Consider the following 20,779-nt stretch of genomic DNA (forward strand, 5'->3'; position numbering starts at 1 on the left):
TGAATTTGCCTGATACTTAATGTTTTTATTTGTCTGTCTTTTGTAACGGTATGTTCTGATTGAGTTTTGATTTTTTTGAGAAAATTGACAGCATTTTGAATTGTTGTGCGAATTGGTAAAAAACCTACGGAAAACCTCAATTTGCTTGACCAGGCGTTAACAGCTTGATATAAGAGCGACTGCAGTACTTGCTTGTGATTTAATTACCATTAACTAAGAAGGGGAATTATATGAACAAATCCGAACTCATTGAAGCGATCGCTAAATCGGCTAAAATCTCCAAAGCCTCGGCAGGCAGTGCATTGGATGGCGCATTAACTGCAATAAAGGGAGCACTGAAAAAGAATGAAAGTGTTACATTGGTCGGATTTGGAACTTTTAAAGTAGGTACTAGAGCCGCTCGTACAGGCCGTAATCCGCGCACTGGCGCCGCCATAAAAATTAAAGCTGCAAAAGTTCCTAAATTCAGTGCTGGCAAAGCACTCAAAGATGCAGTAAACTAGCGGACTTTCTGATCGGGTGCTTAGCTCAGCTGGTAGAGCGTCGCCCTTACAAGGCGAATGTCGGCGGTTCGATCCCGTCAGCACCCACCAGCCAAATTGCTGGTTTGAGGAGTGGTAGTTCAGTTGGTTAGAATACCGGCCTGTCACGCCGGGGGTCGCGGGTTCGAGTCCCGTCCACTCCGCCAAACTTTTTTCTGGGTTTTTGATTTCTTCTTTCGTCTTTTACACACTCACAGGTTTTAATTGTGTTTGACTTAGTTAACCGTAAAAAGCGGGTTGTGCAAGTTATTTTAGGCTTGGCAGTGCTGCCTTTTTTGTTTTGGGGGGTCGAGTCCTACCGAGACGGAAGTGAGGGTTTCGTCGCAATAGTCGAAGGTGAGGAGATCTCTCGCCGTGAATATGAGCAGGCAATGCGGGATCATCACGAAAGAATGAGAGCTATGCTTGGCGCAAATTTTGATAGCGCGATGCTTGATACGTTTGAAGTCAGAAATTCAGTGTTAGAAAGGCTGATCCAACAGCGATTATTACACCGTGAGGCAATAGATAATGGCTTCACGGTGCTTGACTCTCAGCTTGCCAAAACAATTCGCGAAGTACCTGCTTTTCAGCGGGATAATAAATTCTCTAAGCAACAATACGAAGACTTGTTGCGCGCTCAGGGATTAACGCCGGTAATATTCGAGTCGCGAGTGCGTCAAGAATTGTTATTGCAACAATTGCTCGATGGTTATAGTGAAATCGTATTTGCACCCAAAACGGTGGTCGAAAAAGTACGTTATTTAAGTGAATTACAACGAGAGATCAGTCAATCAAAAATTTCACCCGAGCAGTTTCTGTCGGATATGTTTCCAGAAGATGCGGAAGTAGACAATTACTATGAGCAGCATCAAGCTGATTTTACTTTGCCGGAGCGTGCAAAGATCGAATACCTGGTATTGTCGCTAGAGGCAGTAGCCAAGAGTGAAACTGTGAGTGAGGATGCAGTTCGTCATTTCTTTCAGGAGCATGAGGAAGAATTTATTCAACCAGAAGAACGGAGAGCCAGTCACATTTTGATAGGTGTGGCTGCAGATGCACCTGATGATGAAAGGCAATCGGCAATTGCAAAAGCAGAGAAAGTTCTGGAACAAGTGAGACAGGATCCTGATCGATTTGCAGAAATTGCGAAGGAGCAGTCGGATGATCCCGGTTCTGCGACGCAAGGTGGAGATCTTGGATATTTTGGTCGCGGTGTCATGGTAAAGTCATTTGAGGATAAAATTTTTTCAATGCAACCGGACGAAATCAGCGATCTGGTGGAAACCGATTTTGGTTTTCACGTAATTAAATTGACTGATATTAAGCAAGAAGTTCGCCGCAATCTCGCAGATGTGCGGGAACAGATTGAAAAGAAACTGAAGCTGGAAGCAGCCGGTAATATTTTTGGAGAGATTGCGGAAGATTTCAGCAATGTAGTTTACGAGCAAGGTGAAAGTTTACAACCTGCAGCTGAGAAGTTTGAATTAGCTATTCAGCAAAGCGATTGGATTACAAGAAATGCAGCTCAGCCGGCAATTTTGTCGAATGAGAAACTGCTATCCGCGGTATTCTCTGAAGATAGCGTTACCAATCATCGTAATACCGAAGTAATTGAGGTTCAACCGGATACCTTTGTGGCTGCCCGTATCGTTGAATATAAACCAGCAACAAAACAATCGCTGGCAGTAGTTAAAGATCAGATCGTTGAGAAACTCAGGAAACAAATGGCGGAAAGAAAAGCGATTGAAGAAGGTCAAGCCAAACTTGCACGTTTACAACGCGGGGAAGACCTGGATGATGTAGTCTGGAGTGAGCCACAGTTAATTTCTTACTTGCAATCCCGCGGATTAGATATCGAAACGATGCGAGTTATTTCTCGAACCGAGACAAAAGGCTTCCCTGTATATACCGGCGCAATTGACCCCAAAGGTGGATTTAATTTAATACGAATCAGTAAAGTCGTAGCGCCTGAGATAGAGGAAAAAGACAAAGATAAGAATGAGAATTTCACAAAACAGTTACAGCAAATGATTGCTCAGGAAGAGATGGCATCTTATCTATCAGCAATCAGAAAGCGATACGATGTAAAAATCAAGCAAGATAACTTTTAATTTTTTATGGTTGTTGCACGAACTTTCATTCGTCAAACAGATTGAAGGCAACCGTGTTAAATCCAGCATCAACGTAAGTTATTTCACCTGTAATACCACTCGCTAAATCACTGCACAAGAAGGCGGCTACGTTTCCGACTTCATCAATGGTTACATTGCGGCGAAGTGGCGAAACCTTTTCCGTGTAACCTAATAGCTTACTGAAGTTTCCGATACCGGCTGCAGCCAGAGTCTTGATCGGTCCCGCAGAAATTGCATTGACTCGTATTCCTTTGGAACCCAAGCTCGAAGCCATGAAGCGCACATTGGCTTCAAGACTCGCTTTAGCCAGACCCATTACATTATAGTTCGGCATAACCCGGATAGCACCGAGGTAGCTCAGTGTCAGAAGCGCACCATTCCGACCCTGCATCAAAGGCAGTGCAGCTTTAGCAAGCGCGGAGAAGCTGTAGGAACTGATATCATGGGCAATCTGAAAAGCTTCTCGACTAATGCTATCGAGAAAATCTCCGGTTAAAGCTTCACGAGGAGCAAATGCAATTGAATGAATAATGCAATCCAGACTATCCCAATGTTTGCTAAGATTCTCAAAACAAATAGAGATTTCTGAGTCACTGGCGACATTACAGGGAAATAACAAATTGCTGTCAAATTCTTTGGCTAATTTCTCGACTCTATCGCGAACTTCTTCGCCTTGATATGTGAAAGCCAGCAAAGCACCTTCACGTTTCATTGCTTTTGCAATGCCGTACGCAATGGAGCGGTTGCTGAGAAGCCCGGTTATGAGAACACGTTTGTTTGCGAGAAATCCCATGAGTTTTCCTTGTAAAATGGATTGAATTGATAAATTATAGCGTAAGGGGGTGATAGGGGGAATTCCGTCTAATTCAAGCATAAGAGATTGTAGATGCACAACCAATGGAAAATTTCTATAATTCGAAGCCTTCAGCAATGACAAAGTCGTGTATTTCAAACTGTTTATTAGTGATAGTGTCCTTTTTATTTACCGCCTGCGGTGAAAAGAATTGGAATAGCCCTTATGCAACAGAAGATGGCGAGAAAAATATTCTTTATACAGTTTTTACGGAACGGCCTAAACATCTGGATCCGGTACAGTCATACAGTTCCAATGAAATTCAATTTACCGCGCAGATCTACGAACCACCTTTGCAGTACCATTATTTGAAGAGGCCTTTTGAACTGATCACTGCCACAGCCGCTAGAATGCCCATCGTGACATTCTATGATGCGATGGATCAGCAGTTATCAGCCGATGCGCCCGCCGACAAGATTGCTTACAGTATTTATGAAATCTCGATCAAGCCTGAGATTTATTACCAACCACATCCCGCTTTTGCAAAAAACTCGAGTGGAGATTTTCTTTATCATAATTTGAATCAAAAAGAACTGGCTTCGATATTTAAGCTGTCCGATTTTTTGCAAACCAGCTCCCGGGAGTTGTCGGCAGAAGATTATGTTTATCAGATCAAACGGCTGGCCCATCCAAAGTTACACTCGCCCATTTATGAATTGATGGCGGATTACATTGTGGGATTAAGGAACTATGCGGATGAGTTAAGGCAGGTAGTTCAAAATTATCCTTCCAAGGATACATTTTTAGATCTTAGAAATCATCAATTGGAAGGTGTGCAATTAGTTGACAGGTATACCTATCGAGTAAAAATCAATGGCAAATACCCTCAGTTCATCTATTGGTTAGCGATGCCTTTTTTTGCGCCGATCCCTTGGGAAGCTGATCAATTTTTTTCGCAGAGCGGTCTGGTGCAAAAAAACATAACGCTGGATTGGTATCCGATCGGAACCGGGCCTTATATGTTAACAGAGAACAATCCTAATTTAAGGATGGTGCTGGAAAAGAATCCGAATTTTCGGAATGAATTTTACCCTGCAGAAGGAATGCCAGAAGACGAAGAAATGGGTTTATTGGTGGACGCAGGTAAGAAATTACCCTTTATCGACAAAATTATTTTTACTCGAGAAAGAGAAAGTATTCCCCGATGGAATAAGTTTTTGCAAGGGTATTATGATGCGAGCGGAATCGGCTCCGATAGTTTCGATCAAGCTGTACAACTGGTTAGTCAAGGAGAGGCGACAGTCACGGATGCGATGGCGGAACAAGGGATCAGACTGGAAACGACAGTTGCAGTATCGACCTATTATATGGGATTCAATATGCTAGATCCGGTGGTGGGAGGTAGAAATAGCGAAGGGATTGAAAACGCAAGAAAGCTTCGGCAAGCGATTTCAATTGCAGTTGATTATGAGGAATTTATTTCAATTTTTGCGAATGGACGCGGCATACCCGCACACAGTCCGATATCACCTGGAATAGCCGGGTACCGTGAAGGCAGAGAAGGTATAAATACCATTGTTTATGACTGGGTGAAGGATCGGCCGCGGCGTAAATCGATTCAAGTTGCCAAAAATTTGCTTGCTGAAGCCGGTTACCCGAATGGGATTGATCAAAAAACGGGTGCGCCCCTAATTCTGTATTTTGATGTAACCGCAAGAAGTTCCGAGGATCGATCGAAGCTCGATTGGATGCGCAAACAATTCCAAAAATTGAACATTCAATTGGTCGTTCGAAGCACTGATTACAATCGGTTCCAAGATAAAATTCGCAAAGGGAATGCGCAGATTTTTGAATGGGGGTGGAATGCGGATTATCCGGACCCAGAGAATTTTTTGTTTTTATTATATGGCCCTCAGAGCAAAGTGGCCAATAGTGGCGAGAACGCAGCCAACTATCGTAATCCTGAATATGACTCTTTATTTGAACAAATGAAAAATTTAGAGAATGGGATTCAACGTCAGCAAATAATTGATCGAATGATAGAAATATTGCGCTATGATGCGCCTTGGTTATGGGGTTATCACCCCAAAGATTACGGCTTATATCATTCATGGTATCAGAATGTTAAGCCAAACAGATTGGCCAATAATAACTATAAGTATTTTAAAATTGATGCGAAACTAAGGTCACAGAAACAACGCGAATGGAATGATCCGGTGTTATGGCCACTTATGCTTATTTTTGCGGTAATTGTTATTGGTGTTGTTCCTGCATCGGTAGCATTGCGGCGTCGGGAGCGCAGTATTGGTGTTCGTGCGTTATCATCTTAGTTGTTAATGATTAACTTTCTTTAACAATGCTTACCTATATCATTCGACGCATCATTTATGCTATCCCGATTCTAATAGGCGTTAATCTAATTACTTTTACTCTTTTTTTTGTTGTCAATACACCGGATGATATGGCTCGTATGCAATTGGGTATCAAATATGTGACGCCCGAGGCAATTGAGAAATGGAAAAAAGAACGAGGTTATGATAAACCGTTGCTGCTAAATGAGGATGAAGCGGGATTGCAGAGACTGACGCAAACAATCTTTTTTGAGAAATCACTTTCGATGTTTGTTTTTGATTTTGGAAGAGCAGACGATGGAAGAGATATTGCGCATGAGATCAAGTCGCGGATGGTGCCAAGTCTTGCCATTGCGCTGCCTGTTTTTGTCCTGGGATTATTTGTTTATATTTCTGTGGCGCTATTGATGGTCTTTTTCCGTGCGACGAATATCGATTTCTGGGGAGTTGTATTGTGTGTGGCGCTAATGTCTATTTCCAGCCTTTTTTACATCATCGTTGGGCAATTTTTAGTGAGTAAAGTATGGCACTGGGTACCGATCTCGGGTTTTGGGAGTGGTCTGGATGCGACAAAATTTTTGCTGCTACCGGTTATCATCGGGATCATCAGCAGCGCAGGATCGCATATTCGCTGGTATCGAACAATATTTCTTGAAGAAATGAACAAAGAATATGTTCGTACAGCGAGAGCCAAAGGACTGTCAGAGCGTCTTGTTTTGTTTCGACACGTCTTAAGGAACGCATTAATTCCAATTTTAACAGGTGCTGTAGTGGTGATTCCTTTATTATTTTTAGGCGGTTTGCTGGTTGAATCTTTTTTTGGCATTCCCGGGCTTGGGAGCTATACCATTGATGCGATTAATTCTCAAGATTTTGCGATAGTCAGAGCAATGGTCTTTTTAGGGTCGATGCTCTACATCATTGGATTAATATTGACCGATATTTCATATACGCTTGTAGATCCTAGAATTCGTTTGGTTTAACGCATGCTCTAGTCGATGTGATTTAATCATCTATGTTGCTAATATGTCTGTTCTGAAAATAAAGAATAGACGTCAAAATTTATTATTAAGACATTTTTCGGGATTTACAAAGAACCTAATTGACTTATGATCGCAATCTATTCATAATCACCGGTTTATTTCGGAGGGGTTCCCGAGCGGTCAAAGGGATCAGACTGTAAATCTGACGGCTCTGCCTTCGAAGGTTCGAATCCTTCCCCCTCCACCAAGTTATATAAGTATTTTGGGAATGAGATTGTGGCTCGTTTTTCGTCCTAATCTTGTGCATTCCTTACCAGTAGATAGCGCGGGTGTAGCTCAATGGTAGAGCAGAAGCCTTCCAAGCTTACGACGAGGGTTCGATTCCCTTCACCCGCTCCAGTTGATGATGTGGGTCATATGGTTGTATTGTAACTGCTTGCCCATGTAGCTCAGTGGTAGAGCACTCCCTTGGTAAGGGAGAGGTCGCCAGTTCAATTCTGGCCATGGGCTCCATAGGTTTTATGATGGATTGATATGGTTTAAGCACGCATAGGGGAAACATAATGGCAAAGAGTAAATTTGAGCGGTCGAAGCCACATGTGAATGTGGGGACGATAGGGCATGTGGATCATGGGAAGACGACGCTGACGGCGGCAATAACGACGATATTGACGAAGAAATTTGGAGGTGAAGCGAAGAGCTATGATCAAATCGACTCGGCACCTGAGGAACGGGCGCGAGGTATTACCATTAATACTGCGCATGTGGAATACGAAACCGCCAATCGCCATTATGCACATGTTGATTGTCCCGGTCATGCGGATTATGTGAAGAATATGATTACGGGAGCGGCGCAGATGGATGGAGCGATCCTGGTTGTGTCCGCTGCGGATGGTCCGATGCCGCAAACCCGTGAGCATATTTTATTAGCTCGGCAAGTAGGTGTGCCGTACATCATCGTGTATATGAACAAAGCAGACATGGTAGATGATAAGGAGTTGATTGAGCTGGTAGAAATGGAAATTCGTGAACTGTTATCGAAATACGAATTTCCTGGAGATGATACACCGATCATCATTGGATCCGCCTTAAAAGCATTGGAAGGAGATCAAAGTGAAATCGGTGAGCCCTCGATTCTGCGGCTGGCGGAAGCATTGGATAGTTATATACCGCAACCGGAACGTGCAATCGATGGCGCATTCATTATGCCGGTTGAAGATGTATTCTCGATATCAGGCCGAGGAACGGTGGTAACGGGAAGGGTCGAGAGAGGGATTATCAAAGTAGGCGAAGAGATAGAGATAGTTGGATTGAAACCGACACTGAAGACGGTATGTACGGGTGTTGAAATGTTCCGTAAGTTATTAGATCAAGGGCAAGCCGGGGATAATGTCGGTATATTGCTGCGTGGTACGAAGCGGGAAGAAGTGGAACGTGGTCAAGTATTGGCGAAGCCGGGCAGCATATCGCCGCATACAAAATTTACAGCCGAAATTTATGTATTGAGTAAAGAAGAAGGCGGTAGACATACACCATTCTTTCCAGGTTATCGTCCACAATTTTATTTTAGAACCACAGACGTGACTGGGGCGATTGAATTGCCGGCAGGAACGGAGATGGTGATGCCTGGAGATAACGTATCAGTAACAGTTAATTTGATAGCGCCAATCGCGATGGAAGATGGGTTGCGATTTGCAATACGCGAAGGCGGCAGGACTGTCGGAGCTGGTGTTGTTGCTAAAATTATTGAGTAATCCTGAATTTTTTCGAAATAATAATTGTTTGGTTATTTTACTTACATTATAAAAGAGGTTAAAGGGTATAGGCCAGTAGCTCAATTGGCAGAGCGTCGGTCTCCAAAACCGAAGGTTGGGGGTTCGATGCCCTCCTGGCCTGCCATATTTTTTAACCTGAATTTCTGAATATAATTGTAATAGGCTAATCTAAAGTCAGATAATAATAGATAACCTGTATTGGTTTTAGTATCTGTAATTTGTTGCATAATTTTTTTGTGAATTGATACCGTAAAGTCAAGAAATCCAGTCCGAAGGATAAAATTGTTGTGATGAATAAATTAAAGCTTGCGCTTGTAATCATTTTTATTTTAGTGGGTATAGCTGGTTTCATTTACCTAAATGAAAGCGCGATGGTTGTCCGTGTTTTATCCGTACTTATAGGTTTGATTCTGGCTGCAATTACTGCACGGTTTACAACACAAGGGCAGGATTTTTTTGTGTTCTGCAGAGAATCGATTGAAGAAACCAAAAAAGTGGTTTGGCCGAACCGTAAAGAAACACTCCAGACATCCGGCGTAGTATTCGCGTTTGTTATTGCAATGGCTTTATTTCTATGGCTCATAGATGCGGCATTAATGTCTCTAGTAAAGTTGATGATGAATCAGGATGCCTGACGTTCTCTCAGAGGAAAGAATGAGTAAGAAATGGTATGTAGTTCACGCTTATTCGGGGTATGAGAAAAGTGTGCAGCGTGCTTTGAAAGATCGCATTGATCGTGCTGGTATGCAGGATAAATTCGGTCAGATCTTGGTGCCGGTGGAAGAGGTAATTGAAATGAAGAGTGGTCAGAAAAATATCAGCGAGCGGAAATTTTTTCCTGGCTATGTTCTGGTTGAAATGGAAATGTCGGATGATACATGGCATTTAGTGAAGAATACAGACAAAGTGACCGGATTTGTCGGTGGTTCAGCGCTTAAGCCTACACCAATCAGCCAAAAGGAAGTTGATAGTATACTGCATCAGATTCAAGAAGGAGTTGAAAAACCTAAGCCGAAGATATTATTCGAGATTGGTGAAGCTGTGCGTGTAAAAGATGGACCCTTCACGGATTTTCACGGTAACGTGGAAGATGTGAATTATGATAAAAGTAAGTTGCGAGTGTCTGTATCAATTTTTGGCCGTCCAACACCAGTAGAGTTAGATTTTAATCAAGTAGAAAAGACCTGATTTTTTATATCTTCAAAAGTTTAAGAACTTTCTTAATATTTTCATTTATAAACGGGGAGAGTGGGCGACCATTCGTATGGACCCAACAAGGAGATTTCTGTGGCAAAAAAAATAACTGGCTATATTAAATTACAGGTTCCGGCAGGGAAGGCGAATCCAAGTCCACCAATCGGTCCGGCTTTAGGTCAGCGGCAATTAAATATTATGGAATTCTGTAAAGCTTTTAATGCGGCTACTCAGAAGATGGAACCGGGATTGCCGGTACCGGTAATAATTACAGCTTATGCTGATAAGAGCTTTACATTTGTAATGAAAACAACCCCTGCTACAGTTTTAATTAAGAAAGCAGCAGGTGTAGGAAAAGGGAGTCCAAAGCCGCATTTGGATAAAGTTGGCAAGTTGACTCGTAGCCAGGCGGAAGAAATAGCAAAAACGAAGATGCCCGATTTGACAGCTGCCAATTTAGATGCAGCAGTACGTACTATCGCTGGCAGTGCAAGAAGTATGGGCATTGAAGTAGAGGGAATATAAAATGGCACGTTCATCAAAACGTTATAACAATCTTATTGCAAAAATTGATCGTAACAAAGTGTATCAGATCGAAGAAGCGTTAGGGATTGTAAAAGAATCGGCAACTGCTAAGTTCAACGAATCTATTGATGTGGCAGTTAATTTGGGGATAGATGCCAAAAAATCGGATCAGGCGGTGCGCGGATCAGTGGTGTTGCCGGCCGGCACAGGAAAGACTGTGCGAGTAGCAGTCTTTGCACAGGGTGATAAGGCTAAGGAAGCGCAAGAAGCCGGTGCAGATATTGTTGGGTTTGAGGATTTGGCCGCCGAGATAAAGTCAGGAGTAATAAATTTTGATGTGGCAATTGCAAGCCCCGATGCCATGAGAGTAGTGGGTCAACTGGGCCAAATTTTAGGTCCGCGGAGTTTAATGCCGAATCCGAAAGTTGGCACGGTTACTATGGATATAGCGGGGGCTGTAAAAAATGCGAAGGCTGGCCAAGTGCAGTTTAGAGCGGATAAGACAGGTATTATTCATTGTACGATTGGACGAGCTTCATTTGAAATCGCAGCTCTGAAACAAAATTTATTAGCTCTGATTGATGCACTCAACAAAGCTAAACCAGCCTCGTCAAAAGGCACTTACCTTAGAAAAGTATCCGTATCGAGCACCATGGGGATCGGTGTGAGGGTCGATCAAACAAATATTGTGTAGTAAATAGAACTTTGGGCTGCATGGATGATATTCAGCAACATTCATGCAGATTATCAAAGACCACTGGGGCAATTTTAGAACAGATAAGCAGTTGATTGTTTATATATTCTTTTTGTTGCTTAATAATTCCGCAATTAGAAATAAATAGGTCGATTAGGATTCTTTTTTCTAATTAAGTTGAATACCCAGCGCAGATGGTGTACCCAGAACAGGAGTTTTTTCCTGGTTTAAGGTCGCCAGTTTGTAGTAATTTGGATTTTTAATTTATCCAAATGCTATTTTTACTGATGGAGAGTGAACCTTGAGTCTTAATCTTGATGAGAAAAAAGCAATAGTAGCGGAAGTAAGTGCGCAGGTCGCAAATGCTAAAGCCATAATTATTGCTGAGTATCGAGGGATGGAAGTTGGTCAAATGACGCAGTTAAGAGCGAAAACTCGGGAATCTGGAGTTTATTTTCGTGTTATCAAAAATTCACTGGTTCGTCGAGCTGTTGCAGAAACACCTTATGCAGGATTAGCCAAGCATATGGTGGGTCCCTTGGTGTACGGTATAAGCGCAGATCCGGTAGCAGCAGCGAAGGTGCTTCATGAATTTTCGAGAGACAACGAAAAGTTAGTGATTAAGGTAGGTGCGCTTGGCGAGCATGTTATGTCGGTTACAGAGATTGTTGCACTTGCTTCGTTACCAAGTCGCGAAGAGTTGTTAGCCAGATTGCTTGGAACAATGCAAGCGCCAGTAGCTAAATTCGTTCAAACTCTTAATGAAGTTCCAACAAGATTTGTACGTGGCTTGGCAATGATTCGTGATAGCAAGTAATTGTCGATATCATTTGATCCAAATTTAGTTTAAAAATAACCAGGAGAGAAATAATGGCTGTATCAAAAGATGAAATTTTAGATGCAATTGCAAGTATGTCGGTACTAGAACTCTCGCAATTGATTAAGGAAATGGAAGAAAAGTTTGGAGTGTCGGCTGCGGCGGCGGCTGTAGCAGTTGCTGCACCTGCTGGTGGGGCGAGTAGTGCGCCAGCTGCTGCAGAACAAACAGAGTTTACGGTGATTCTTTCTTCCGCAGGTGAAAGCAAAGTCAATGTGATTAAAGTTGTAAGAGCAGTGACTGGATTAGGCCTGAAAGAAGCTAAAGATTTGGTGGATGGCGCTCCTAAGCCTCTCAAAGAAGGTGTATCGAAAGATGAAGCTACCAGCATCCAGAAGCAATTGGTAGAAGCTGGAGCAACCTGCGAAATCAAATAAAAAATATCGTTAGATCGGGCTGGTGTGCAATTTAAGCCACCAGCCTTTGGTATTTTTATAAATTGAGTTGATATGTAGAAGCGGGCCTTAAATAATTTAAAATTATTTAGCCTTACCCCCTCGAACCGCTATCTTCTTCTCTCGGAGATAATTCATGAGCTATTCGTTCACAGAGAAAAAACGTATTCGTAAAAGTTTTGCTAAACGAGCAAGCGTCTTACCGATTCCTTTTCTTCTCGCTACTCAGCTCGAATCTTATGCCACATTTTTACAAGAGAATGTGGTACCCAGCAAACGTTTAAATTACGGATTGCAGGCAGCTTTTAATTCAATATTTCCCATTGAAAGCCACACTAAGAATGCACGATTGGACTTCATAAGTTATGAGTTAGGAACTCCGGTCTTTGATGTGAAGGAATGTCAACAGCGTGGATTGACCTACGCATCGCCGTTGCGGGCGCGAGTAAGATTGACGATTATGGATAAGGAAACATCCAAACCGACTGTCAAGGAAGTCAAGGAACAAGAAGTTTATATGGGTGAAATTCCTTTAATGACGGAGACGGGATCGTTTGTCATAAATGGAACGGAGCGTGTGATAGTTTCGCAGCTGCATCGCTCACCCGGTGTATTTTTTGAACATGATCGCGGCAAAACCCACTCTTCAGGAAAGCTTTTATTTTCAGCAAGAATTATTCCTTATCGGGGATCCTGGCTGGATTTCGAATTTGATCCTAAGGATTGTTTATTTTTTAGAATAGATCGCCGTCGTAAAATGCCAGTTACAATCTTGTTAAAGGCTATCGGTTGCACTGCAGAGCAAATATTACAAGAGTTTTTTATATTTGACACGTTCCATTTCACTGATAAATCTATCCAGTTTGAGTTAGTTCCCGAACGCTTGCGTGGCGAAGTGGCGAGTTTTGATATCCTCACCAAGAATAAAAAGCTAATTGTTCAGAAGGATAAACGTATAACTGCCAAACATATTCGGGAGATGCAGGAAGCTAAAATTGATCAATTGGATGTTCCCGAAGAATTTTTGTTAGGAAGAATCCTTGCTCAGAATATAGTTGATAAAGAAACGGGAGAGATTATAGCTTTAGCCAACGACGAAATTACTGAAGAAAGCTTGGTTAAGTTGAGAAATGCTAATATCAGTAAGATCAATACGTTGTACGTGAATGATCTGAATCATGGCGCCTATATTTCGCAGACGTTAAAAATTGATGAAACAACTGATGAAATGAATGCACAGGTTGCCATATATCGTATGATGCGACCCGGAGAGCCTCCAACTGAAGAAGCTGTTAAGGCGTTATTTTTTGGATTGTTTTATTCACCAGAGCGATATGATTTATCAGTCGTAGGCAGGATGAAATTTAACCGCAGGGTGGGTAGAGCTGAGCTTACTGGAGAACAGACGCTTTCCAATGAAGATATTATTGCGGTGATTAAAATTCTAGTCGAATTGCGGAATGGCCGAGGAGAAATTGACGATATCGATCATCTTGGAAATCGGCGTGTGCGTTCGGTGGGAGAATTAGCTGAAAATCAGTTCAGAGCAGGTTTAGTTCGAGTAGAGCGTGCTGTGAAAGAACGCCTGAGTCAAGCAGAATCAGAGAATCTAATGCCGCACGATTTGATAAATGCCAAACCGGTATCGGCGGCTGCTCGTGAATTTTTTGGATCAAGCCAATTATCTCAGTTTATGGATCAAACAAATCCGCTCTCTGAAGTTACACATAAACGGCGTATTTCGGCGCTAGGACCGGGCGGTTTGACTAGAGAAAGGGCCGGATTTGAAGTGCGAGATGTGCATCCTACACATTATGGTCGCGTATGCCCTATTGAGACACCCGAAGGCCCAAATATTGGATTGATAAATTCGTTGGCTTTATATGCGCGAACCAATGAGTATGGATTTATTGAGACGCCGTACAGCAAGGTAAAAAATGGCAGGGTAACCGAAGAAATTGATTATCTTTCAGCGATTGAGGAAGGTAATTATATGATTGCGCAAGCTAATGCTGAATTGGATCAGGATAATCGGTTAATTAGTGAAATCGTTTCTTGTCGGCACAAGAATGAATTTACACTTTCATCTCCTGATCGAATTGAATATGTAGACGTTGCGCCCGCTCAGATCGTATCTGTTGCAGCTTCACTGATTCCTTTTCTGGAACATGATGATGCAAACCGCGCCTTGATGGGATCCAATATGCAACGGCAGGCAGTGCCATGCTTGCGACCCGAGAAGCCGCTCGTAGGAACTGGGATTGAACGGGTAGTGGCAGTACATTCTGGCACTACTGTAAGAGCTAAGCGTGGCGGGATCGTAGATTATGTAGATGCAAGCCGGATCGTAGTTCGTGTACATGATGCCGAAACCCGTGTCGGCGAGGTCGGTGTTGACATTTATAACCTGATTAAATACACGCGCTCGAATCAAAATACCAATATTAATCAACGTCCGTTGGTGAAGGTGGGAGATAGTATCAGCAGGGATGATGTAATTGCGGATGGAGCTTCCACCGATATGGGTGAACTGGCTTTGGGGCAAAATATGCTAGTAGCCTTTATGCCGTGGAATGGTTACAACTTTGAAGATTCAATTTTGATTTCTGAAAGGGTTGTTGCGGAAGATCGTTTTACCTCTATACATATCGAGGAGTTGTCAGTCGTTAGCCGGGACACTAAATTGGGGACTGAAGAAATAACCGCTGACATACCCAACTTATCCGAACATCAACTGAGCCGGCTAGATGAATCAGGTATTGTTTATATCGGCGCAGAAGTTGAAGCAGGCGATGTTTTGGTCGGTAAAGTCACACCGAAAGGAGAAACACAATTAACTCCTGAGGAAAAATTATTACGCGCAATTTTTGGCGAGAAAGCATCTGATGTAAAAGATACTTCATTGCGGGTTCCGTCTGGAATTTCAGGGACGGTGATCGACGTGCAAGTATTCACCAGAGAAGGTATTGAACGTGATAAGCGCGCTCAAAGGATTATCGACGATGAGTTGGTCCGCTATAAAAAAGATTTAGCTGATCAGATGCGTATTGTGGAAGAGGATGCATTTGAGAGACTAGAACGCTTATTAGTCGGGAAAGTTGCAACGGGAGGACCGAATAAGCTCGGAAAAGGAAAAGAAGTTACCACTGAGTACTTAAAAAGTATGGATCCGCACTATTGGTTTGATATTAGACTATCCGATGAGGATGCAAGTATTCAGCTTGAGCAAGTACGAGAGAGCATGGCTCAGAAACGAAAAGCATTTGATGCTGCTTTTGATGAGAAGAAGAAGAAACTTACTCAAGGTGATGAGCTTGCACCGGGTGTTCAGAAAATGGTCAAGATTTATATCGCTGTCAAACGGCGGTTGCAGCCTGGTGACAAAATGGCTGGAAGACATGGAAATAAAGGCGTGATATCCAAGATTGTGCCACTGGAAGACATGCCTTATATGGCGGATGGAACGCCTGTAGACGTGGTGTTAAATCCACTGGGTGTCCCTTCTAGGATGAATGTCGGTCAAATTCTTGAAGTTCATTTAGGATGGGCAGCAAAAGGGTTAGGTAAGAAAATCGATGAAATGCTTAAATCGCAACGAAATGCGAGCGAAATAAGAGATTTTCTGGATAAAATTTATAATGCGAGTGGTAAGAGAGAAGATTTGTCAGAATTGTCAGATGACGAAATCCTATCATTGGCAAGCAATTTAACTGAAGGTGTTCCATTTGCTACGCCAGTATTTGATGGAGCAACTGAGGATGAGATTAAAAATATGCTGGAACTGGCGGGGCTACCCAGATCGGGGCAAGTCACATTGTATGATGGACGTACCGGGGAAGCATTTGATCGTCCGGTGACGGTTGGATATATGCATGTCCTGAAATTGCATCATTTAGTCGATGATAAGATGCATGCCCGTTCGACAGGCCCTTATAGTTTAGTGACACAACAACCACTGGGTGGTAAAGCTCAATTTGGCGGTCAGCGCTTTGGCGAGATGGAAGTTTGGGCGCTGGAAGCATATGGTGCAGCTTATACGCTACAAGAAATGCTGACAGTGAAATCGGATGATGTAACCGGTCGTACCAAAGTGTATGAAAGCATAGTGAAAGGTGATCATAAGATTGATGCTGGAATGCCAGAATCATTTAATGTATTGGTAAAAGAGATACGTTCACTGGGAATGGATATCGATCTTGAACAACATTGAAATTTCTGAATTCAGAAAATAGATTTAAGCCTTAACCGGCTGTTCATGTCTTTTAATTATGAGTTGATAGCCCCCTGAATATTACAGGAGTGACGAATGAAAGCACTGCTAGATTTATTTAAACAAGTTACCTATAAAGAAGAGTTTGATGCCATCAAGATCGGGCTTGCTTCTCCAGAAAAAATTCGTTCGTGGTCGTATGGAGAAGTCAAAAAACCAGAAACTATCAATTACCGTACATTTAAGCCAGAACGAGACGGATTGTTCTGTGCCAAGATTTTTGGACCCGTCAAGGATTATGAATGCCTGTGTGGAAAATATAAACGCCTGAAACACCGCGGCGTAATTTGCGAAAAATGTGGCGTAGAAGTGACATTATCGAAAGTACGTCGGGAGCGGATGGGTCATATAGAATTGGCATCACCCGTATCACATATCTGGTTCTTGAAATCGTTGCCATCCCGTTTGGGTATGGTATTGGACATGACGCTCCGGGATATCGAAAGGGTTCTCTATTTTGAAGCATATGTCGTCACCGACCCTGGTCTGACACCTTTGACACGCTGTCAGTTACTTACTGAAGAAGATTATTTGATCAAAACTGAAGAATACGGGGATGATTTTAGTGCCAGTATGGGTGCGGAAGGGATTCGTGATTTGTTGAGTAATCTCGATATTCCTGCCGAAATCGAGAATCTTCGGCGCGAGATGGATGCAACCGGTTCTGAAACAAAGATTAAGAAAATCTCGAAACGTTTAAAATTGCTTGAAGCTTTCAATAAATCCGGAATTAAACCGCAGTGGATGATATTGACGGTTTTACCAGTGTTGCCGCCAGATCTGCGCCCTTTGGTTCCTTTGGATGGTGGAAGGTTTGCGACTTCGGATTTGAATGATTTATACAGACGCGTGATCAATCGGAATAACCGGTTGAAGCGGTTGCTTGAATTAAAAGCGCCTGAGATCATCGTACGCAATGAAAAACGTATGTTGCAAGAGGCAGTTGATTCATTATTGGATAATGGTCGCAGGGGTAAAGCGATGACTGGGGCCAATAAGCGTGCGCTTAAATCCCTCGCGGATATGATCAAAGGAAAGGGCGGTCGTTTTCGTCAGAATCTGCTTGGTAAACGTGTTGATTATTCTGGGCGCTCTGTTATTGTTGTGGGGCCACAGTTGAAACTTCACCAGTGTGGATTACCCAAGAAAATGGCACTGGAATTATTCAAGCCGTTTATTTTTAATAAGCTCGAAATTATGGGAATCGCCAGTACCATAAAAGCTGCGAAACGTGAAGTAGAAAACGAGAGTCCGGTGGTGTGGGATATACTTGAAGATGTAATTCGCGAACATCCGGTTATGCTAAATAGGGCACCGACTCTCCATCGGCTGGGCATTCAGGCTTTCGAGCCAGTTCTGGTTGAAGGTAAAGCAATTCAATTGCATCCGCTAGTGTGCGCGGCATTTAATGCAGACTTTGACGGTGATCAAATGGCCGTTCATGTGCCGCTTTCGTTGGAAGCGCAAATGGAATGCCGCACGCTAATGATGTCGACAAATAATGTGTTATCTCCGGCAAACGGAGAACCAATCATTGTCCCGTCGCAAGATATTGTATTGGGATTGTATTATTTAACGCGTGAGAAAGTGGGTGCGCGCGGTGAGGGAATGCTTTTCCAGAATTTTAGTGAAGTCTCGCGCGCCTATGAAAGTAGGAATGTCGAATTGAATGCGAAAATCACAGTTAGAATCAAAGAATACGATACGAATGCCGAAGGCGAACGTTATGAAAAAATTACACGCTATGAGACGACCGTAGGACGGACATTATTATTTGAAATTTTTCCTCCTGGTTTGCCGTTCTCATTGCTTAATAAGACCCTTAAGAAAAAAGAGATTTCGAAACTTATTAATGCCAGTTTTAGACGTTGCGGTCTGCGTGAGACCGTTATTTTCGCAGATAAATTGATGTATGCTGGTTTTAGTTATGCAACAAGAGCCGGCATCTCAATTTGTGCTGACGATATGCTAGTACCGACTCAGAAGGGAGAAATTATCGCCGCAGCTGAGAAAGAAGTTAAAGAAATTGAAGGTCAATATACTTCTGGTTTGGTAACGCAGGGTGAACGCTATAACAAAGTCGTCGATATCTGGGGGCGTGCAGGTGATCAAGTGGCTAAGGCTATGATGAATCAACTGGGGGTAGAGCCGGTGATTAATCGGGTGAGTGGCGAAGTACAACTCGGAGGAGATGGTAAACAGCTGACTCAAGAATCATTTAATTCAATTTATATGATGGCCGATTCCGGGGCGCGCGGTTCAGCAGCGCAGATACGTCAATTGTCGGGTATGCGCGGATTAATGGCAAAACCAGATGGATCGATCATTGAAACGCCGATAACTGCTAATTTCCGTGAGGGTCTCAATGTTTTGCAGTATTTTATTTCGACGCATGGTGCACGTAAGGGTTTGGCGGATACTGCGCTTAAGACCGCTAACTCAGGTTACTTGACAAGACGTCTAGTCGACGTTACCCAGGACTTGGTCGTAACAGAAGATGACTGTGACACCGGTAATGGCGTTGTCATGAAAGCGCTTGTCGAAGGTGGTGAGATTATTGAAGCTTTGCGAGAAAGGATACTTGGTCGGGTAGTAGCGAGTGATGTGATCAATCCTGAAAACCAGGAAGTCGTTTTTTCAGCAGGTGTTTTACTTGATGAAGATGCCGTCGAGTTGATCGAAACGCTTGGTATTGATGAAGTGAAGGTCCGTACACCGCTGACATGTGAAACACGCTATGGATTGTGCGCAAAATGCTATGGCCGGGATCTTGGGCGAGGCACTCCAGTTAATGTCGGTGAAGCAGTTGGTGTTATAGCGGCGCAATCGATCGGCGAGCCCGGCACGCAATTAACGATGCGTACTTTCCACATTGGTGGAGCTGCATCAAGGACTGCGGTAGTTAGTCAAGTTGAGAGTAAATCCAGTGGAACGGTGCATTATTCATCGACGATGCGTTATGTAACCAATGCTCAAAATGAATTGATTGCCATTTCGCGAAGCGGCGAGATCATTATCCAAGATGAAAATGGTCGTGAACGTGAGAGACATAAAGCTTCTTATGGAGCAACACTGCTAGTTCGCAATGGTGAAACAGTTAAAGCGGGTCAAATATTGACAACGTGGGATCCGCATACTCGTCCGATTATTACTGAGTATGCCGGTAAAGTTCGTTTCGAGAATGTGGAGGAAGGAGTTACCGTCGCTAAACAAATTGACGAGGTAACCGGTTTATCCACATTGGTGGTTATCGATCCGAAACGTCGCGGTGTTACTCAGTCGAAAGGGTTGCGGCCATTGGTAAAATTTCTGGATGATGACGGTAATGAAATCAAAATGGTTGGCAGCAATCAACCCGTAAGTATTACTTTCCAGATTGGTTGTATTATTACGGTCAGGGACGGGCAGCAAGTAAGTGTCGGTGAGGTATTGGCTCGGATTCCTCAGGAAACTTCTAAAACAAGAGATATCACAGGTGGTTTACCTCGCGTTGCAGAACTGTTTGAAGCAAGATCACCAAAAGATGCGGGCATGCTGGCAGAAGTAACTGGAATAGTTTCCTTCGGAAAAGATACCAAGGGTAAGCAACGTCTAATAATTACTGATCTTGAAGGAGTAACGCACGAATACTTGATTCCGAAAGATAAGCACGTAATGGCGCATGATGGGCAAGTTGTGAATAAAGGCGAAATCATCGTTGACGGACCTGCGGATCCGCGGGACATCTTAAGGTTACAAGGGGTAGAAGCGTTAGCCAGGTACATCACTGACGAAGTTCAGGATGTCTATAGACTTCAGGGTGTTAGAATTAACGATAAACATATTGAAGTTATCGTGCGCCAAATGTTGAGGCGTGTACAAGTCGTTAGTCCCGGAGATTCATCGTTTATCACGGGTGAGCAGGTAGAACGCGCAGATTTACTAATAGAAAACGAGCGATTGATAGCCGAAAAGAAATTGCCAGCTACCTATGAATTTATGTTGCTCGGTATCACAAAAGCATCACTCTCTACGGATTCGTTTATTTCAGCCGCTTCATTCCAGGAAACAACTCGTGTCTTAACTGAAGCCGCAATCATGGGTAAAAAGGACGAATTACGCGGACTGAAAGAGAATGTGATTGTTGGTAGGCTAGTCCCAGCAGGTACAGGATTGACGTTCCATAGTAAACGTAAGAGTCAAATTAAAACTGTGGAATTTGGATTCGAATCGAATGTATCAATTGATAGCGCGGTTTAGAAGTTTTTTAATTGAGTTCGATTAGTT

14 protein-coding genes and 6 tRNA genes are annotated in these 20,779 nt (G+C 43.0%); 19 read left to right on the forward strand and 1 reads right to left on the reverse strand.

The annotated features are described in order from the left end of the window. Positions 1-230: 230 nt before the first annotated feature. The 4 genes from ACV7NC_RS11460 (at position 231) to ACV7NC_RS11475 (ending at position 2,635) form a co-directional block, all read left to right on the forward strand. Entirely contained in the window at positions 231-503 is a 273-nt protein-coding gene (locus ACV7NC_RS11460; RefSeq protein ID WP_013648000.1) for an HU family DNA-binding protein, read from the forward strand. A 14-nt stretch (positions 504-517) separates the two neighbouring features. Further along, positions 518-593, forward strand: a tRNA-Val gene (locus tag ACV7NC_RS11465). A gap of 18 nt (positions 594-611) precedes the next feature. Further along, positions 612-688 (forward strand) — tRNA-Asp (locus ACV7NC_RS11470). A 60-nt stretch (positions 689-748) separates the two neighbouring features. After that, entirely contained in the window at positions 749-2,635 is a 1,887-nt protein-coding gene (locus tag ACV7NC_RS11475; protein WP_458152714.1) for a SurA N-terminal domain-containing protein, read from the forward strand. 25 nt (positions 2,636-2,660) lie between these two features. Here the strand turns inward: ACV7NC_RS11475 and fabI are convergent, their stop codons facing one another. Then, a complete protein-coding gene (gene fabI / locus ACV7NC_RS11480; protein ID WP_458152716.1) occupies positions 2,661-3,449 on the reverse strand; it encodes an enoyl-ACP reductase FabI in 789 nt (262 codons plus the stop codon). 137 nt (positions 3,450-3,586) lie between these two features. Between fabI and ACV7NC_RS11485 the strand changes: the two genes are divergently transcribed. From ACV7NC_RS11485 to rpoC, 15 genes are all read left to right on the forward strand, one after another. Continuing rightward, positions 3,587-5,779 carry an ABC transporter substrate-binding protein gene (locus ACV7NC_RS11485; protein WP_458154922.1) on the forward strand — a complete coding sequence of 731 codons (2,193 nt, stop codon included), beginning with the start codon at positions 3,587-3,589 and terminating at the stop codon, positions 5,777-5,779. Between the two features lie 26 nt (positions 5,780-5,805). Beyond that, positions 5,806-6,783 carry an ABC transporter permease gene (locus tag ACV7NC_RS11490; protein ID WP_458152718.1) on the forward strand — a complete coding sequence of 326 codons (978 nt, stop codon included), beginning with the start codon at positions 5,806-5,808 and terminating at the stop codon, positions 6,781-6,783. Positions 6,784-6,945: 162 nt separating this feature from the next. Further along, positions 6,946-7,030 (forward strand) — tRNA-Tyr (locus tag ACV7NC_RS11495). Positions 7,031-7,108: 78 nt separating this feature from the next. Further along, a tRNA-Gly gene (locus ACV7NC_RS11500) sits at positions 7,109-7,182 on the forward strand. Positions 7,183-7,221: 39 nt separating this feature from the next. After that, a tRNA-Thr gene (locus ACV7NC_RS11505) sits at positions 7,222-7,296 on the forward strand. A 50-nt stretch (positions 7,297-7,346) separates the two neighbouring features. Next, a complete protein-coding gene (gene tuf / locus ACV7NC_RS11510; protein WP_458152719.1) occupies positions 7,347-8,537 on the forward strand; it encodes an elongation factor Tu in 1,191 nt (396 codons plus the stop codon). A 69-nt stretch (positions 8,538-8,606) separates the two neighbouring features. Then, positions 8,607-8,682 (forward strand) — tRNA-Trp (locus tag ACV7NC_RS11515). Between the two features lie 166 nt (positions 8,683-8,848). Further along, complete coding sequence (gene secE / locus ACV7NC_RS11520) at positions 8,849-9,193, forward strand: preprotein translocase subunit SecE (RefSeq protein ID WP_458152720.1); 345 nt, start codon at positions 8,849-8,851, stop codon at positions 9,191-9,193. A 19-nt stretch (positions 9,194-9,212) separates the two neighbouring features. Continuing rightward, positions 9,213-9,746 carry a transcription termination/antitermination protein NusG gene (gene nusG / locus ACV7NC_RS11525; RefSeq protein ID WP_458152721.1) on the forward strand — a complete coding sequence of 178 codons (534 nt, stop codon included), beginning with the start codon at positions 9,213-9,215 and terminating at the stop codon, positions 9,744-9,746. Between the two features lie 99 nt (positions 9,747-9,845). Beyond that, a complete protein-coding gene (rplK, locus tag ACV7NC_RS11530) occupies positions 9,846-10,277 on the forward strand; it encodes a 50S ribosomal protein L11 (RefSeq protein WP_458152722.1) in 432 nt (143 codons plus the stop codon). Position 10,278: 1 nt separating this feature from the next. Next, positions 10,279-10,971, forward strand: coding sequence for a 50S ribosomal protein L1 (rplA, locus tag ACV7NC_RS11535; RefSeq protein ID WP_458152724.1), 693 nt, complete (start codon positions 10,279-10,281; stop codon positions 10,969-10,971). 301 nt (positions 10,972-11,272) lie between these two features. Further along, complete coding sequence (gene rplJ / locus ACV7NC_RS11540; RefSeq protein ID WP_458152725.1) at positions 11,273-11,788, forward strand: 50S ribosomal protein L10; 516 nt, start codon at positions 11,273-11,275, stop codon at positions 11,786-11,788. Positions 11,789-11,841: 53 nt separating this feature from the next. Continuing rightward, entirely contained in the window at positions 11,842-12,225 is a 384-nt protein-coding gene (gene rplL / locus ACV7NC_RS11545; RefSeq protein WP_458152726.1) for a 50S ribosomal protein L7/L12, read from the forward strand. 154 nt (positions 12,226-12,379) lie between these two features. Then, positions 12,380-16,453, forward strand: a complete 4,074-nt coding sequence (gene rpoB, locus ACV7NC_RS11550; RefSeq protein WP_458152727.1) for a DNA-directed RNA polymerase subunit beta — start codon at positions 12,380-12,382, stop codon at positions 16,451-16,453. 96 nt (positions 16,454-16,549) lie between these two features. Beyond that, complete coding sequence (gene rpoC / locus ACV7NC_RS11555; protein ID WP_458152728.1) at positions 16,550-20,752, forward strand: DNA-directed RNA polymerase subunit beta'; 4,203 nt, start codon at positions 16,550-16,552, stop codon at positions 20,750-20,752. Positions 20,753-20,779: the final 27 nt, after the last annotated feature.

Source organism: Nitrosomonas limosa (genome assembly GCF_054188085.1).